This window comes from Kitasatospora sp. MMS16-BH015 (genome assembly GCF_002943525.1).
Taxonomy (GTDB): domain Bacteria; phylum Actinomycetota; class Actinomycetes; order Streptomycetales; family Streptomycetaceae; genus Kitasatospora.
In genome coordinates this window covers 2,757,744-2,774,968 of record NZ_CP025394.1, presented here as the reverse complement: position 1 = coordinate 2,774,968, position 17,225 = coordinate 2,757,744, and the positions used below count along the sequence as shown (strand labels likewise).

Sequence of the window (17,225 nt, the reverse complement as noted above, 5' to 3'; positions counted from 1 at the left end):
CATGCGCACCCTCTGCTCCTCCACCCTGATCGGCGAAGTGCTGCTGCTGCTCTTCGCCGGCCTGGTGGCCATGCGCCTGACCGACGTCTCCACCGGCACCATCTGGGCGGTCACCGGCGGCGCGATGGTGGTCTGCGTACTGCTCTGCGGCATGCTGTCGCGCCCCGGCGCGGTGGCGATCGGCTGGGCGCTGCAGATCGGCCTGATCGCCAGCGGCCTGCTGCTGCCGACCATGTTCGGCCTGGGTGCGGTCTTCGCCGCCCTCTGGTGGTGCTCGGTGCACTACGGCCGCAAGATCGACGCGATCAAGGCCCAGCGGGCGGCCCAAGCGGCGGAGGCCGTGGCGGCCTGAGGGGTTCGACCGGGCCTTTCGGGGCAGCCGGGGGTATGCGGCCTGCCGTGCTCACGCAAGGTAATGTTTCGGGCAAGGCCGCATACACCATGCCGTACCGAATCCCCTGGAGCCGCACCGTGTCCCAGCGCACTCTCGTCCTGCTCAAGCCCGACGCCGTCAAGCGCGGCCTGGCCGGCGAGATCATCAGCCGGATCGAGCGCAAGGCGGGCTGGCAGCTCGCGGCGGTCGAGCTGCGCACGTTCGACCGCGCCACGCTGGAGCAGCACTACGAGGAGCACGTCGGCCGCCCGTTCTACGAGCCGCTGCTCGAGTTCATGACCTCGGGCCCCTCGCTCGCGCTGATCGTCGAGGGCGAGAACGTGGTGCCGGGCATCCGCGCGCTGGCCGGTGCCACCGACCCGCTGCAGGCCGGCCCGGGCACCATCCGCGGCGACTTCGCGACCATCACCCGCGAGAACCTGATCCACGCCTCCGACTCCGAGGCCTCGGCCGAGCGCGAGATCAAGATCTTCTTCCCCTCGCACGCCTGACCGAGCTTCGGGATCGGCCCAGGTAGGGCCGGGCGTGTGAGCGTCCCGGCCCGCTCTGTGCGCCGTCTGCGTTAACACCAGACTTTGATCGTCAAATCACGGAACTCCACACCCCGACACGGCGTCCCAATCCAATGAGACGCGGTCGTACCCCGGACAATGGGCGGTAGGCCGGACATCGCGTCCGAGCTGATGACCGGCGTGGCTACGATGGACTCAACTCTTGGGCCCGGTACGGCTGCTCAGCTGAATTCCGCCCATCTCCCCGCCATCTGATGACTCCGAGCCCGGGAAGGCACCCCACTCTCCATGGCCAACAACCTGTCGTTCATCGGCCGTGACATGGCGATCGACCTCGGCACTGCCAATACGCTGGTGTACGTCAGGGGCAAGGGGATCGTGCTCAACGAGCCGTCCGTCGTCGCGGTGAACACCAACACCGGCGGCATCCTGGCGGTCGGCTCCGAGGCCAAGAAGATGATCGGCCGCACCCCCGGCAACATCGTGGCCATCCGCCCGCTCAAGGACGGCGTGATCGCCGACTTCGAGATCACCGAGCGGATGCTGCGGTACTTCATCCTGAAGATCCACCGCCGCCGCTACCTGGCCCGCCCGCGGGTCGTGGTCTGCGTGCCCAGCGGCATCACCGGGGTCGAGCGCCGCGCCGTGATCGAGGCCAGCTCGCAGGCGGGCGCGCGCCAGGTGCACATCATCGAGGAGCCGATGGCGGCCGCGATCGGCGCCGGCCTGCCGGTGCACGAGGCCACCGGCAACATGGTGGTGGACATCGGCGGCGGCACCACCGAGGTGGCCGTGATCTCGCTCGGCGGCATCGTCACCGCGCAGTCCATCCGGGTGGCCGGCGACGAGCTGGACAACGCGATCGTCCAGCACATCAAGAAGGAGTACTCGCTCCTGCTGGGCGAGCGCAGCGCCGAGCAGATCAAGATGAGCATCGGCTCCGCCTTCGGCCTGGAGGGCGAGAAGGACGAGCACGCCGAGATCCGCGGCCGCGACCTGGTCAGCGGCCTGCCCAAGACCGTGGTGATCTCCGCCGCCGAGGTGCGCGAGGCCATCGACGAGCCGGTCAACTCGATCATCGACGCCGTCAAGACCACCCTGGACCAGTGCCCGCCCGAGCTCGCGGGCGACGTGATGGACCGTGGGATCGTGCTCACCGGCGGCGGCGCCCTGCTGCGCGGCCTGGACGAGCGGCTGCGCCGCGAGACCGGCATGCCGATCCACATCGCGGAGAACCCGCTGGACTCCGTCGCACTCGGCTCCGGCAAGTGCGTCGAGGAGTTCGAGGCGCTCCAGCAGGTGCTCGACGCCCAGCCGCGTCGCTGACACCACCTCAGCACCGCCACCTCAATACTGAACGCCTCGCCGGGTGAGCCCCACAGCTCACCCGGCACGGGCACTTACCGGTCACGGAACGAAGGGGCAGCTCCAGCACCGTGAGGGACACCCGAGAGAGCCGACTCCTGCTCATCCTGCTGGTCGCCGTGGCCTTCGCGCTCATCACGGTCGACATCAAGGGCGGGGAGAGCTCGCCCCTGGGCGGCGCCAGACGCGCCGCCGCGAGCGTGCTCGGGCCGGTCGAGCGGGCCGCCTCCGGGGCGGTCGACCCGGTGGCCGGGACGATCCGCGCCGTCCGCGACGCGAGCACCCACCAGCAGCGGCTCGACCAGATCACCCGGGAGAACACCGAGCTGCGCCAGCGGGTCGCCTCCTCGGACGCCGCCACCGGCCGCACCCGCCAGCTGGACGACCTGCTGCGCACCGCCGGCGCGGGCGGCTACACCGTCAAGGCCGCCCAGGTGATCGCGATCGGCGCCGCCCAGGGCTTCTCCTGGACGATCACCATCGACGCCGGCAGCGACGACGGCCTCACCCGCGACATGACCGTCATCAACGGCCAGGGCCTGGTCGGCCGGGTCACCACGGTGGCCCGCACCACCGCCACCGTGCTGCTCGCCTCCGACCCCGGCTTCACCGCCGGGGCCCGGCTGGAGGGCAGCGGCGAGATCGGCTTCGCCAACGGCCAGGGCACCGGCCCGATGCGGGTCTCGCTGCTCAACGGCAAGGCCCAGGTCAAGCCCGGCGACCGGCTGGTCACCTTCGGCTCGCAGAGCGGCCGCCCGTTCGTGCCCGGCGTGCCGGTCGGCAAGGTGGTCAAGGTCGAGGCGACCCCGGGCGAGCTGACCAAGACCGTCCAGGTCGAGCCCTTCGTCCAGTTCACCCGGCTGGACCTGGTCGGCGTGGTGGTCGTCCCGCCGCGCACCGACCCGCGGGACGCGGTGCTGCCGCCCGCCCCGGCCGCCAATGCCCCGGCGGCCGGTGCCCCGGCGGCACCCCAGCAGCCCGCCACCCCGCCCGCGACCACTCCCACCGGGGGGAACTGACCGTGCGCACCAGCCGCATCCCGCTCGCCGCCGTCCTGCTGCTGCTCGCCCTGGTGCTCCAGGTGAGCGTGCTCGGCCGGCTCCAACTGCCCGGCGCCACCCCCGACCTGCTGCTGCTCGTGGTGGTCGGCCTGGCCCTGGTCTACGGCCCGGCGGCCGGCTGCGCGGTCGGCTTCGCCGGCGGCCTGCTGGCCGACCTGGCCCCGCCCTCCGACCACGCGATCGGCCGCTACGCCCTGGTGCTCTGCCTGCTCGGCTACGCCACCGGCCTGCTCCGCCCCGAGGGCGGCCGGCAGCGCTCGGCGGTCAGCGCGCTGATCGTGGTGGCCGGCGCGGCCGTGGTCTCCACCCTGCTGTACGCGACCGTCGGCGCCCTGGTCGGCGACACCGCCGCCCGGCACGTGGGCCTCGGCGGCCTGGTGTTCAGCGCACTGCTCTACGACGTGCTGCTGGCCCCCTTCGTGGTGCCGGCCGTGATGGCCCTGGCCCGCCGCTTCGACGGCGGCCCGGTGACCACCGAGAGCAGCGACGGCTCGGGCTCGGGCCTCGGCACCCTCTCCCGCTACCGCACCACCCGCGAGGTCTCCTCGGTGCCCACGTACGGCAAGAGCGCCTTCGGGCGCAAGAAGCGCATCCCCGGCCTGGCCAAGCGCCCGTAGCCGCCGTGGGCCACCCCCTCGTCACGATTCGCAGGAGCGAAGTCCGTTGAGCAACATCCCGGAGACCGGCCGCACCCAGCGGGTGACGATCCGCCTGGTCGTCCTGCAGGTGCTGGTGCTCTCGCTGCTCGCCACCCTCGGCGGGCGGCTCTGGTACCTCCAGATCCGCACCGGCAGCGAGTACGTCGCCAAGTCCCAGGGCAACCACATCCGCGAGGTGGTCGAACCGGCCATCCGCGGCGAGATCCTGGACGCCTCCGGCCGGGTGCTGGCGGCCAATCAGACCCGGCTGGTGGTCTCGGTCAGCCGCACCTCGCTGCTGCAGCAGAAGGACCACGGCAAGGCGGTGCTCGGCCGCCTCGCCGAGGTGCTCGGCGTGCCCGCCAAGGACGTGCAGGACAAGGTGCGGCTCTGCGACGCCAAGACCCCGCAGCCCTGCTGGAACGGCTCGCCCTACCAGCCGATCCCGGTCACCCAGCAGGCCACCACCCAGCAGGCGATGCAGATAATGGAGCGCCGCGAGGACTTCCCCGGCGTCACCGCCCAGCCCACCGCCGTGCGCAACTACCCCGGCACCGAGGGCGCCAACGCCGCCCAGGTGCTCGGCTACCTCTCCCCAGTGACGGACGAGGAGGTCTCCAAGTCGGCCGACAAGACCGGCCGGGACCGCCGGCTGCCCTCCGACCAGGTCGGCCGGGCCGGCCTGGAGGCCGTGTACGACAACGACCTGCGCGGCACCACCGGGGTCGACCGCCTCGAGGTGGACAACCTCGGCCGGGTGATCGGCAGCGCTGGCAACACCCCCGCCCAGCCCGGCAACAACCTGGTGACCAGCATCGACGCCCGGGTGCAGAAGGTGGTCGAGCAGCAGCTCGCCCAGGCCATGACCGACGCCCGGCAGGTCTTCGACAAGGAGACCAACAAGAACTACGAGGCCGACTCCGGCGCCGCCGTGGTGATGGACGTGCACACCGGCCGGATCGTCGCGATGGCCTCGGCCCCGACCTTCGACCCGAACCTCTGGGTCGGCGGCATCTCGGCCAAGGACTACCAGGCGCTCAACAACAAGGACTCCAACTACCCGCTGATCAACCGGGCCATACAGGGTCAGTCCGCCCCCGGCTCGACCTTCAAGGTCATCTCCACCACCGCCGCCGTGCAGGCGGGGTACTCGCTGGACGGGCACTACCCGTGCCCGAAGAGCATGACCATCGGCGGTCGCGAGTTCAAGAACTTCGAGAGCGAGAGCTTCGGTGACATCTCGCTGGAGAAGGCCCTGGAGGTCTCCTGCGACACCGTCTTCTACGGCCTCTCCTACGACCAGTGGATGAAGGACGGCGGCATCAAGCCGAAGAACCCGCAGGACTGGTTCTTCAAGACCGCCCACCAGTTCGGCCTCGGCGCCAAGACCGGCATCGACCTGCCGGGCGAGGTGACCGGCCGCGTCCCGGACCGGCAGTGGAAGCAGTCCTTCTTCGACGCCAACAAGGACGCCTGGTGCTCCCAGGCGGCCAAGGGCGGCCACGAGTACGCCGACGAGATCGCCCGCGAGAACTGCGTGGACGGCAACGTGATGCGTGCCGGTGACTCGGTCAACTTCGCGATCGGCCAGGGCGACACCCTGGTCACCCCGCTCCAGATGGCCCGGATCTACTCGGCCCTGGCCAACGGCGGCACCCTCTACCGCCCGACCATCGGCAAGGCCGTGGTCAGCCCCGGCGGCGGGCTGGTCCGCGACATCGCCCCGCACGAGGACGGCAAGATCCCGGCCGGCGGCGAGCTGCTCAGCTACATCAACCAGGCCACCGCGGGCGTCATCACCAGCGGCACCGCCGCCTGGAAGTTCGTCGGATCGGGCTGGCCGCAGGGCAAGATCGAGCTGCACGCCAAGACCGGCACCGCCGAGGTCGCCGGCAAGCAGACCACCTCGTGGCTGACCACGTACAGCGGCGACTACGCGGTCGTGATGACGATAAGCCAAGGCGGCACCGGCTCCGGTGGTTCCGGTGACTCCGTGCGCCGGATCTACCAGGCGCTGTACGGCGTGGACGACAAGGGCAACATCGACAACTCCAAGGCCCTGCTGCCCAAGCCGCAGGCCGAGCTGCCGAAGTTCAACCCGGACGGCACCGCCATCCTCAAGCCCGCCTCCTTCTCCACCACCCTCTCCACCCCCTTCCAGGGCGAGCGGGCCTTCCTGGACCCGGCGCTGCCGGCCGCCCCGGCCTCCGCCGACCTGGCGCTGCCCGCCGCCCTCGAACCGACCCGCGCGTACGGAAGGAGCCGGGCATGACCGCGTACGGCTCGTACCGCCCCGTCCGGCTCTCCCCGCAGCGCGGGCTGATCGGGCGGGCCCTGGCCAAGGACTCCCCGCTGCGGCGGCTCGACTGGATCATGATCCTGGCGGCCCTCGCGCTCTCCCTGGGCAGCTCGCTGCTGGTCTGGTCGGCCACCCGTGGCCGTGACTCGCTGACCCACGGCGACCCGCAGTACTTCCTCTACCGGCACCTGACCAACCTGCTGATCGGCCTGGTGCTCTGCGGCACGGTGATCGTGATAGGGGTGCGCCGGGTGCGCACCGCCGTCCCGTTCCTCTACCTCGCGGTGCTGGTGATACTGCTCGCCGCGCTCAGCCCGCTGGGCTCGCGGGTCAACGGCGCGCACTCCTGGATCCAGTTCGGCGGCGGCTTCTCGCTCCAGCCGGCCGAGTTCGCCAAGATCGCGATCGTGCTCGGGATGGCCGTGGTGCTCTCCGCCCGGGTGGACGCGGGGGAGCGGACCATCCCCTCCGACAAGAGCGTCTTCCAGGCCCTGGCGCTGGCCGCCGTGCCGATGGGCGTCGTCATGCTGATGCCCGACCTCGGCTCGGTCATGGTGATGGCCGTGACCATCATGGGCATCCTGCTGGCCTCCGGCGCGCCCAACCGCTGGGTCTTCGGCCTGATCACCGTCGGCGCGGGCGGCGCGGCCGCGATCTGGCAGCTGGGCGTGCTCAGCAAGTACCAGATCGACCGCTTCGCCGCCTTCGCCAACCCCGCCCTCGACCCGGCCGGCGTGGGCTACAACACCGCCCAGGCCCGGATCGCGATCGGCTCCGGCGGCCTGACCGGCATGGGCCTCTTCCACGGCACCCAGACCACCGGCCAGTTCGTCCCCGAGCAGCAGACCGACTTCGTCTTCACCGTGGCGGGCGAGGAGCTCGGCTTCGTCGGCGGCCTGGCGATCATCCTGCTGGTCGGCGTGGTGCTCTGGCGGGCCTGCCGGATCGCCCGCCAGGCCACCGACCTCTACGGCACCATCCTGGCCGGCGGCATCGTCGCCTGGTTCGCCTTCCAGGCCTTCGAGAACATCGGCATGACGCTCGGCATCATGCCGGTGGCCGGCATCCCGCTGCCCTTCGTCTCCTACGGCGGCTCCTCGATGTTCGCCGTCTGGATGGCCGTGGGCCTGCTCCAGTCCGTCCGCTCGCAGCGCCCGATAGGGACCTGAGCGGTTCTGCGGACCGAGTAGCTCTGTGGACCGAGGAGCTCTGTGGACCGAGGAGCTCTGCGGACCGAGCAGTTCTGCGGCTCGGCTACCCTTGAAAGTCACCTTCTTTAAGTTCGAAGTCACCTTGAGGTAGCCAGTCCTATGACAGTCGAATCGGTCTTCCCACGCCTGGAGGCCCTCCTCCCGCACGTCCAGAAGCCGATCCAGTACGTCGGCGGCGAGCTCAACTCGACCGTCAAGGACTGGGACGCCTGTGACGTCCGCTGGGCGCTCATGTACCCCGACGCCTACGAGGTCGGCCTGCCCAACCAGGGCGTCATGATCCTGTACGAGGTGCTCAACGAGCGCGAGGGCGTGCTCGCCGAGCGCACCTACAGCGTCTGGCCGGACCTCGAAGCGCTGATGCGCGAGCACGACGTCCCGCAGTTCACCGTCGACGCGCACCGGCCGCTCCGGGCCTTCGACGTGTTCGGGCTCTCCTTCTCCACCGAGCTCGGCTACACGAACATGCTGGCCGCGCTCGACCTCGCGGGCATCCCGCTGGCGGCCAAGGACCGGACGATCGACGACCCGATCGTGCTCGCGGGCGGCCACGCCGCCTTCAACCCCGAGCCGATCGCCGAGTTCATCGACTGCGCCGTGATCGGTGACGGCGAGCAGGCCGTGCTCGATATCACCGAGATCATCCGGGCCTGGAAGGCCGAGGGGCAGCCGGGCGGGCGCGAGGAGCTGCTGCTGCGCCTGGCCAAGACCGGTGGCGTCTACGTGCCGCGCTTCTACGACGTGGAGTACCTGGCCGACGGCCGGATCGGCCGCGTGGTGCCGAACGCGCCGGGCGTGCCGTGGCGCGTCTCCAAGCACACCGTGATGGACCTCGACGAGTGGCCCTACCCCAAGCAGCCCCTCGTCCCGCTCGCCGAGACGGTGCACGAGCGGATGTCCGTGGAGATCTTCCGCGGTTGCACCCGCGGCTGCCGCTTCTGCCAGGCCGGCATGATCACGCGTCCCGTCCGGGAGCGAAGCATCACCGGCATCGGCGAGATGGTCGAGCGCGGCCTCAAGGCCACCGGCTTCGAGGAGGTCGGCCTGCTGTCCTTGTCGAGCGCCGACCACACCGAGATCGGTGACATCGCCAAGGGCCTGGCCGACCGCTACACGGAGGACAAGATCGGCCTCTCCCTCCCCTCCACCCGGGTCGACGCCTTCAACATCGACCTGGCCAACGAGCTCACCCGCAACGGCCGCCGCTCCGGCCTCACCTTCGCCCCCGAGGGCGGCTCGGAGCGCATCCGCAAGGTCATCAACAAGATGGTCTCGGAGGAGGACCTGATCCGCACCGTCGCCGCCGCCTACGGCAACGGCTGGCGCCAGGTGAAGCTCTACTTCATGGTCGGCCTGCCCACCGAGACTGACGCGGACGTCCTGCAGATCGCCGAGATGGCGAAGAACGTCATCGCCAAGGGCCGCGAGGTCACCGGCCAGAACGACATCCGCTGCACCGTCTCCATCGGCGGGTTCGTGCCCAAGCCGCACACCCCCTTCCAGTGGGCCCCGCAGCTCTCCGCCGAGGACACCGACGCCCGCCTGGGCAAGCTCCGCGACGCCATCCGCGGTGACCGCAAGTACGGCAAGAACATCGGCTTCCGCTACCACGACGGCAAGCCCGGCATCGTGGAGGGCCTGCTCTCCCGCGGCGACCGCCGCACCGCCGGCATCATCCGCGCGGTCTACGAGGACGGCGGCCGCTTCGACGGCTGGCGCGAGCACTTCTCCTACGACCGCTGGATGACCGCCGCCGAGAAGGGCCTGGCCGGCACCGGCGTCGACGTCGCCTGGTACACCACCCGTGAGCGCGCCTACGAGGAGGTCCTCCCCTGGGACCACCTGGACAGCGGCCTCGACAAGGACTGGCTCTGGGAGGACTGGCAGGACGCCCTCGAGGAGGTCGAGGTCGACGACTGCCGCTGGACCCCGTGCTTCGATTGCGGCGTGTGTCCTCAGATGCAGACCGAGATCCAGATCGGCCCCACGGGCGTGAAGCTGCTGCCGCTGACGGTCGTCAACCAGTAGCCACACCGCTTCAGGCGGACGGTGCCCGACCCGGTTCGGCCGGGGCGGGCACCGTTCGTTTCTCCGCCTCAGTGCCGCTCGAACGACGGGGACGGATCGCGCCAGAGCTCGTTGCCGGTGAACGGATTGGCCGCCAGCTGCCCGCGGATGGTGCGCACCAGGAATTCGACGACGCCCATCTCGTGCCGCACCCAGGTCGGGCCCGGGGTCCACGGGTCGTGGCGGATGACGACCGGCCATTCGTCCGGCTCCCCGACCCGGTGCCAGCAGGCGACGTCGTCGTTCTGGGTGAATCCCCAGGTGAGCAGGCCGCCCGGCTCCAGGTAGGCCGGGTCGAGGCCCTCGTTCTCCTCCTCGTACTCCGACGGCGCGGCCGAGAACGGGTGGACGCCGGAGCGCATCCCGATCTCGGCGGCCCGGAGTGGTGGGAAGAGGCTGAGGTAACGCGCGATCTCCCCAGAGCCGTAGGTCTCCGCCAGCCACAGGAAGTCGGTGGGCAGGGCACTGCCGTACGCCTGCTCGATCTCCGCCGGGCTCGGGAGCGGCCACTTCTCGGCGGGCGGTTCGAGCAGCTGTTGTAGTTCTTCCTTCATCGACACGGGTGTCCGTCCCCCTCAGCAGCACGGTCGTTGCCGGGCGAGGCTAGTCGAGTGCTCTGCCATCGTGGCGGGTCGGGTCGGGTCGGTCGGAGGCCGGTGGTGGGTGGCGATCGGTTCTTCGGAGCGTGGGGGTGGTGATATTTTCCGACGATGCTGGCGGGTTTTCGTGGGCGGCGACCTCCGTCCCTTGCTGAGGTGTGGTCGCAGCGGAACGGCTTCGGCGCGCTGCGCCTGCTGTTCGCGCTGATGGTGGTGGCGGCGCACGCCGAGCCGCTCGGGTTCGCGCGGCCGAACCTCGGGACGGGGTGGCTGCGGGGGCAGAGCGACCTCGGGACGCTCGGGGTCTGCGGGTTCTTCGTGCTCTCGGGGCTGCTGATCACGCGCAGCGGGCGCCGGCTCGGGGCCGGGCGGTTCCTCTGGCACCGGGCGCTGCGGATCTTCCCCGGGCTCTGGTTCTGCCTGCTGGTGACGGCCTTCGTGGTGGCGCCGCTGGTGGCCTGGCGGGAGGGCCTGCCGGCCTCGGCGTGGAACGCCGGGCCGGACAGCGTCTGGCACTTCCTGGCGCGGAACTGGCGGGCGCAGTTCGCCCAGCAGCGGATCGGCGGCCTGCTCACCGACGTGCCGTACAAGGTGATCTTCAATGGGTCGCTCTGGTCGCTCAAGATCGAGCTGCTGGCCTACCTGGCGGTGCTCGCGCTGGCCGTGACCCGGGTGCTGCGGCGGGCCCGCTGGGTGGTGCTGCTGCTCGCCGCCGGGCTGCTCGCCAAGGTGGCCCAGGAGTCTCTGACGCATGCTCAATTCCTCGCACCCACCTATGAGTTCGGCCGTGGTTACGTCACCCTGCCGGTGCTCGGTCTGTTCAACCTGAGCTACCTCCCGCCCCTCTTCCTGATGTTCGCGCTGGGTGCCCTGGCCGAGCTCTACCGGGACCGGCTGCCGATGAGCGGGCCGCTCGCGCTGCTGGCCGCCGTGGCGCTGGTGGTCACCGCCCGGGCGGGCGGGTTCACGGTGATCGGGCTGCCGGCCTTCGCCTACCTGGTGCTCTGGACCGGCCTGCGGGCGCCCGCCCCGCTGCGCCGGATCGGGGCGCGGCACGACTACTCGTACGGCATCTACATCTACGGCTTCGCGGTGCAGCAGACCCTGTCGGTGTTCGGCGCGCAGCGCTGGGGCTACCTCGGGTACGTGACGCTCTCGGCCGTGGTGGTGCTGGCCGCCGCCGTCGTCTCCTGGCACCTGGTGGAGCGGCAGGCGCTGCGGCTGAAGGACGTGTTCGCCGCCCGGCCGCCGGTGGTCGCGGCGGTCGGTGTCCAGGAGGAGCAGGAGAAGCAGGAGGAGCAGGAGAAGCACGAGGAGCCGAAGGGGCCGATGGAGCTGGACCGGGTCTGACCTGCGGGGCGGCTGGGCTAGCATCACCGTCTCCGACAGGACCGACCGTACGAGGGGGACCGCATGACGGGGGAGCAGGAGAGACCGGTCGGGTGCCTGGTCGGGGTGCTGCGGGCCGTCGCGCTGGTGGTCGTGGTGCCGGTGCGGTTCGGCTGGGAGCTGGCGCTGGTGGTGCTGCGGCCGGTGGGCGCGGTGATCGGCTGGGCCGGCCGGCTGCTCGGGGCGGTGCTGGAGGCCTTGGTCGTCCGGCCGCTGGCCTGGGTCTGGCGGCGGGCGGTGGTGCCGGTGGCGCTGGCGCTCGGCCGGGGCCTGGCGGCGCTCGGCCGGGGCATCGCCCTGGCCGCCCGGGCGGGCGTGGCCGGGGTCCGGTGGCTGGGGGCGCACCTGGTGGTGCTGCCGCTGGGGTGGCTCTGGCGGGCCGCGCTGCGGCCGGTGGGCCGAGGGGTCTCGGCGGCGATGGTCTGGGCCGTGGGGTACCTGGTGGTGGCGCCGCTGGTCTGGGTGGTGACCCACCTGGTGGTCAGACCGCTGATCTGGTTCGGGAAGGCGGTGCTGCTGCCGGTCGGCCGTGCGGTGGCCCGGGCCGGTCGGCGGTTGGTGCTCGCACCGCTGGCCTGGCTCGGTCGGGTGTCGGCCGCCGCACTGGTCCGGGTGGGCCGGGTGGTGGGTCGGGCACTGGCCGCGGTCGGACGGGTGGCCTGGGCCGGGCTGGTGCGGGTCGGGCGCGGGATCGTCTGGGTCTGGCGGGTCCTGCTGCGGCCGGTGGCCCGGGTGCTGCTCGGGGTGCTGACCTGGGCCTGGCGGACGGCCGGGCGGATCTGGCGGTACCTGGTGGTGCGGCCCTGCCGGTGGGTGCGGCGGGAGGTGTGGTGGCCGGTCAAGCTGGAGGTGCGGCGGGTCACGGGTGAGCTCCGGCGGGCACTGCTGGGCTGAGGGGGCGCGTACCCTGGTGCTGACAGAGTCCGGCTCGCCAGCCGAGCCGGACGGGGAAACTGACTAAGGACTGAGCAGCCCTGGCACGCCGCACGCCCGACGGTCCGCCGCCCGCGCCGACGGTGCAGCGCATCCGTCTCCGCTACACCAAGCGTGGCCGTCTGCGCTTCACCAGCCACCGCGACTTCCAGCGCGCGTTCGAGCGGGCCCTGCGCCGCTCCGCCGTCCCGATGGCCTACTCGGCGGGTTTCACCCCGCACCCCAAGGTCTCCTACGCCAACGCGGCCCCCACCGGGGTGGCCAGCGAGGCGGAGTACCTGGAGATCGGCCTGGCCGACTTCCGCGACCCGGACGCCCTGCGGGCGATGCTGGACGAGTCGCTGCCCACCGGCCTGGACATCATCGACGCGGTCGAGGTCCGCACCCCGAACTTCGTGGAGCGCCTGGAGGCCTCCGAGTGGCTGGTCCGGCTCGACGGGGTCGACCCGGCCGAGGCCGCCGCCGCGGCGGAGAAGTTCCTGGCCGCCGAGCAGGTCGAGGTCAGCCGCCAGACCAAGAACGGGCTGCGGGTCTTCGACGCGCGCGGCGCCGTCGCGGCCCTGGAGCCGGCCGAGCCGCAGGTCGGCGATGGTAACGACACCGGAACAGAACGTGCCGCCGATGTTCGCCAGGCCGGTCCCTGTGCGATACTGCGGCTGGTAGTACGACACGCCACACCCGCCGTACGACCCGACGACGTTTTGTCCGGTCTCCGTGCGACGGCCGACCTGGCGCCGCCGGTCCCCGCTGAGGTGACCAGGCTGGCGCAGGGGCCGCTCGACGAGGAGACCGGCACGGTGACCGACCCGCTGGCGCTCGACCGCGCCGCGGCCCCGGCCGGCCAGTAGCGGCCGCCGGGCCGCGCGCACCTGCGTCCGCCTAGCGGGAGGCCGGCCCGGCCCGGAGCTACTCCGGGCCGAGGGCCTGCCGAGGCCCCCGCGGCTCCCCAGGGGAGCGAGCGCCGTCGCGCAGGCCAGCCCCTTGTGGCAGCCGATCCCGATGGTCGGTGCGCCCGAGGTACCCGTCCGGCAGCCATCCGGCCCGGGGACGGCCCGGCCTTGAAAACCCAGAAGACTGGTCCAGCACCAGAAGACTTTCGACACCTCGCACCGTGCGGGGTGCCGAGCGAGACTACGAGCCCCTGTGCGGCCTCGCGCCCGCACGACGGCACCGCTCCGGCGGGCCCGCGACACCTCGCGGCCCACCCCGGAGCCCTGGTGCCCGGTCGTGCCCGGATGCGGAGCCCGGGGGCCTGACGGGAGATCCACCCGCATGCTCGACAACACCGAACCGCAGCAGTCAGCGGCAGGCTCCGATACCGACACCTCGGCTGCGCCGCCGCGCCGCCGTCGCCGGGCGGTCAGCCGCCCGGCGGGCACCCCGCAGGGTGCCGAGGCCGCGGCCGTCGAGGTCGTCGTACCCGCCGAGGCCGCCGTGGCCGCCGAGCCCGCCGCCGTCGAGGCGCCGGCCGAGCCGGCTGCCGAGAAGCCGGTGCGGGCCCGCCGTACCCGTAAGCGCGCCGAGTCGCCCGCCGGTGCTCCGGCCGAGGCCGCTCCGGTCGCCGAGACCCCCGCCATCGAGGCGCCGGCCGCCGCCGAGCCCGCCGCCGTCGAGGCGCCGGCCGAGCCGGTCGCCGAGAAGCCGGTGCGGGCCCGCCGTACCCGTAAGCGCGCCGAGTCGCCCGCCGGTGCTCCGGCCGAGGCCGCTCCGGTCGCCGAGACCCCCGCCGTCGAGGCGCCGGCTGCTGCCGAGCCCGCCGTCGAGACCCCGGCCGAGGAGGCGCCCGCCGCCCCCGCCCGCCGGGCCCGCCGCTCGCGCCGCGTGGTCGAGCCCGCGCCGGTGGTGGCCGAGGAGTCCGCCGTCGAGGAGCCGGCCGAGGAGGAGGCTCCCGAGGAGCCCGCCGCCGAGCAGACGCCCGCCGTGGTCGAGGCGCCGGTGGCCGAGGACGCCCCGACGCACCGCGTCCGCCGCCGTGCCGTCCGCCCCTCCACCGCCATCTTCCAGGCCCCGGTCTTCCAGGAGCCGGCCGCGTACGTGGCGCCCGCCGCGCAGCCCGCCGCCCCGGCCCAGCCCGCCGCCGCCCCCGCCCCGGTCGCCGCTCCGGCCGCCGATGCGGGCGAGCACGAGGACGAGTTCGAGTACAGCGGGGTCGGCCGTCGCCGCCGCACCCGCCAGCCCGTCCGGGTGCAGCCGCGCGCCGAGGCGCCGGCCAAGCCGGTGGCCAAGGCGCCGGTGGCCAAGGCCCCGGCCGCCAAGCCGGTGCAGGAGCAGCCCGCCGCCGAGCAGACCGTCGAGGAGCCCGCTGCCGTGGCCGCCTCCGGTCCCGAGGCCGAGGGCGACTGGGAGGACGACCGTCCGTCCCGCCGCCGTCGCCGTGGCGGTCGTCGCCGTCGCCGTGGCGAGGCCGAGGAGTTCGAGACCGAGGCCGTCGAGACCCCGGCCGAGCCCGCCGCTGAGGAGGAGCCGGAGTCCGAGGAGGACGAGGACGACCTGGCCGGTGGCCTGGCCTCCTCGCGCCGTCGTCGCCGTCGTCGCCGCCGCAGCGGTGAGGGTGGCGTCGAGGTGGCCGCCGAGACCACCGAGGACGGCGTCCGCACGGTCGTGAAGGTGCGCGAGCCGCGCCGCCGCTCCACCGAGCCCTCCTTCGACCCGGACGAGGTGCAGTCCATCAAGGGCTCCACCCGCCTGGAGGCCAAGAAGCAGCGCCGCCGCGAGGGCCGCGAGCTGGGCCGCCGCCGGGTGCCGATCATCACCGAGGCCGAGTTCCTCGCCCGCCGGGAGTCGGTCGAGCGGGTGATGGTCGTCCGCCAGAACGGCGAGCGCACCCAGATCGGCGTCCTGGAGGACGGCGTGCTCGTCGAGCACTACGTCAACAAGGAGCAGGCCACCTCGTACGTGGGCAACGTGTACCTGGGCAAGGTCCAGAACGTGCTGCCCTCGATGGAGGCCGCCTTCGTCGACATCGGCAAGGGCCGCAACGCCGTGCTCTACGCCGGTGAGGTCAACTTCAGCGCGCTCGGCGGCCACGGCGGCTCGCGCCGGATCGAGTCGGTGCTCAAGTCCGGCCAGTCCGTCCTGGTGCAGGTCTCCAAGGACCCGATCGGCCACAAGGGCGCCCGCCTGACCAGCCAGATCTCGCTGCCCGGCCGCTACCTGGTCTACGTGCCCGAGGGCTCGATGACCGGCATCTCGCGCAAGCTGCCCGAGAACGAGCGCGCCCGCCTGAAGCAGATCCTCAAGAAGATCGTCCCCGAGGACGCGGGCGTCATCGTGCGCACCGCCGCCGAGGGCGCGAGCGAGGAGGAGCTCACCCGCGACGTGCAGCGCCTGCAGGCGCAGTGGGAGGAGATCCAGAAGAAGGCCGCCACCGGCAACGCCCCGGCGCTGCTCTACGGCGAGCCGGACATGACCGTCCGGGTCGTCCGCGACATCTTCAACGAGGACTTCACCAAGGTCATCGTCTCCGGCGACGTGGCGTGGAAGACCATCCACGAGTACGTCGGCGGGGTCGCCCCGGACCTGGCCGAGCGCCTGCAGCGCTGGACCTCGGACGTGGACGTGTTCGCCACGTACCGGATCGACGAGCAGCTGATGAAGGCGCTGGACCGCAAGGTCTGGCTGCCCAGCGGCGGTTCGCTGGTGATCGACCGGACCGAGGCGATGGTCGTGGTCGACGTCAACACCGGCAAGTTCGTCGGCCAGGGCGGCAACCTCGAGGAGACCGTCACCCGGAACAACATCGAGGCGGCCGAGGAGATCGTGCGCCAGCTGCGGCTGCGCGACCTCGGCGGCATCATCGTGATCGACTTCATCGACATGGTGCTCGAGTCCAACCGGGACCTGGTGCTGCGCCGCCTGCTGGAGTGCCTGGGCCGCGACCGGACCAAGCACCAGGTGGCCGAGGTCACCTCGCTGGGCCTGGTCCAGATGACCCGCAAGCGGGTCGGCCAGGGCCTGCTGGAGTCCTTCTCCGAGTCCTGCGTGCACTGCAACGGCCGCGGCGTCATCGTCCACATGGAGCAGCCGACCGCCCCGGGCGGCGGCGGCGCCTCGGTGGGCACCTCGGGCGAGCCCATCTCGGGCGGCAGCAAGCGCCGTCGCCGGGGCAAGGGCGGCGCCGCCCAGCCCGCCACCGAGGCGGCCGAGCACGAGCTGCACGAGCACGAGGCGGAGGAGCCGCACGAGCACGAGGAGTTCGAGCTCGTGCCCTCCGGTGCGGCCGCCGAGGCCGAGGTCGTCGAGGAGGCCGCCGAGGAGGTCGTCGAGGCCGCTCCGGTGGTCGAGGAGACCCCCGAGGTGGTCGAGGCCCCGGCCGTGACCACGGCTGCCCCGCCGCGGGCCCGTCGCCGGGCCGTCCGGAAGGCGACGGCCCCGGCCGGCGCCCCGGGCGAGGCCGAGATCGTGGTCCTCCAGGCCCGGGCCGAGGCGGCCGTGGCCGCCGCGCTCGACGCTGCCGCTGAGGCTGTGGCTGAAGAGGTGCCCGTCGAGACCGAGGCCGTCGAGGCGGAGGTCGTGGAGGCCGAGGTCGTGGAGGAGGCTCCGGCCCCCAAGAAGCGCGCCGCCCGCAAGACGGCCGCCAAGAAGACCACGACGGCCAAGAAGACCACGGCCGCCGCGAAGAAGACCACGGCCAAGAAGACCGCTACCAAGCGGACGACCAAGAAGGCCGCGGCGCCGGAGACTCCGGCCGAGTAAGTTGCACTATTCAGGGGCGCGGGGCCCCTCTTGACTGACTGCGCGCGCGACCAGCCCTCTAC

Annotated in this window: 13 protein-coding genes; 12 read left to right on the top strand and 1 reads right to left on the bottom strand. The window is 72.3% G+C overall.

Features of this window, described 5'->3' with window-relative positions; all coding sequences use genetic code 11:
* The first annotated feature begins 1 nt into the window (after position 1).
* The 8 genes from CFP65_RS12035 (at position 2) to CFP65_RS12000 (ending at position 9,508) form a co-directional block, all read left to right on the top strand.
* The gene (locus tag CFP65_RS12035) at positions 2-352 is read left to right on the top strand and encodes a DUF4233 domain-containing protein (protein ID WP_104816100.1); all 351 of its coding nucleotides are present in this window, start codon (positions 2-4) and stop codon (positions 350-352) included.
* A 119-nt stretch (positions 353-471) separates the two neighbouring features.
* Positions 472-885: a nucleoside-diphosphate kinase gene (gene ndk / locus CFP65_RS12030; RefSeq protein WP_104816099.1), complete on the top strand. Its 414-nt coding sequence runs from the start codon at positions 472-474 to the stop codon at positions 883-885.
* Between the two features lie 321 nt (positions 886-1,206).
* Positions 1,207-2,232: a rod shape-determining protein gene (locus CFP65_RS12025; protein ID WP_104820811.1), complete on the top strand. Its 1,026-nt coding sequence runs from the start codon at positions 1,207-1,209 to the stop codon at positions 2,230-2,232.
* 110 nt (positions 2,233-2,342) lie between these two features.
* Positions 2,343-3,290: a rod shape-determining protein MreC gene (gene mreC / locus CFP65_RS12020; protein ID WP_104816098.1), complete on the top strand. Its 948-nt coding sequence runs from the start codon at positions 2,343-2,345 to the stop codon at positions 3,288-3,290.
* Positions 3,291-3,292: 2 nt separating this feature from the next.
* Positions 3,293-3,949: a rod shape-determining protein MreD gene (gene mreD, locus CFP65_RS12015; RefSeq protein WP_104816097.1), complete on the top strand. Its 657-nt coding sequence runs from the start codon at positions 3,293-3,295 to the stop codon at positions 3,947-3,949.
* A 46-nt stretch (positions 3,950-3,995) separates the two neighbouring features.
* On the top strand, positions 3,996-6,242 hold the full coding sequence (mrdA, locus tag CFP65_RS12010) for a penicillin-binding protein 2 (protein ID WP_104816096.1): 2,247 nt from the start codon (positions 3,996-3,998) through the stop codon (positions 6,240-6,242).
* Complete coding sequence (gene rodA / locus CFP65_RS12005) at positions 6,239-7,438, top strand: rod shape-determining protein RodA (protein WP_104816095.1); 1,200 nt, start codon at positions 6,239-6,241, stop codon at positions 7,436-7,438. Before mrdA ends, rodA begins: the two co-directional genes overlap by 4 nt.
* A gap of 141 nt (positions 7,439-7,579) precedes the next feature.
* Positions 7,580-9,508 carry a TIGR03960 family B12-binding radical SAM protein gene (locus tag CFP65_RS12000; RefSeq protein ID WP_104816094.1) on the top strand — a complete coding sequence of 643 codons (1,929 nt, stop codon included), beginning with the start codon at positions 7,580-7,582 and terminating at the stop codon, positions 9,506-9,508.
* A 68-nt stretch (positions 9,509-9,576) separates the two neighbouring features.
* On the opposite strand, the gene CFP65_RS11995 is transcribed toward CFP65_RS12000, so the two are convergent.
* Entirely contained in the window at positions 9,577-10,101 is a 525-nt protein-coding gene (locus tag CFP65_RS11995; protein ID WP_104816093.1) for a hypothetical protein, read from the bottom strand.
* A 201-nt stretch (positions 10,102-10,302) separates the two neighbouring features.
* Between CFP65_RS11995 and CFP65_RS11990 the strand changes: the two genes are divergently transcribed.
* The 4 genes from CFP65_RS11990 (at position 10,303) to CFP65_RS11975 (ending at position 17,163) form a co-directional block, all read left to right on the top strand.
* Entirely contained in the window at positions 10,303-11,496 is a 1,194-nt protein-coding gene (locus tag CFP65_RS11990) for an acyltransferase (RefSeq protein WP_158702143.1), read from the top strand.
* 63 nt (positions 11,497-11,559) lie between these two features.
* Complete coding sequence (locus CFP65_RS11985; protein WP_104816091.1) at positions 11,560-12,429, top strand: hypothetical protein; 870 nt, start codon at positions 11,560-11,562, stop codon at positions 12,427-12,429.
* Positions 12,430-12,551: 122 nt separating this feature from the next.
* Positions 12,552-13,316 (top strand): TIGR03936 family radical SAM-associated protein, encoded by a 765-nt coding sequence (locus tag CFP65_RS11980; protein ID WP_104816090.1) that lies wholly within the window; start codon positions 12,552-12,554, stop codon positions 13,314-13,316.
* 424 nt (positions 13,317-13,740) lie between these two features.
* Positions 13,741-17,163, top strand: coding sequence for an Rne/Rng family ribonuclease (locus tag CFP65_RS11975; RefSeq protein WP_104816089.1), 3,423 nt, complete (start codon positions 13,741-13,743; stop codon positions 17,161-17,163).
* Positions 17,164-17,225: the final 62 nt, after the last annotated feature.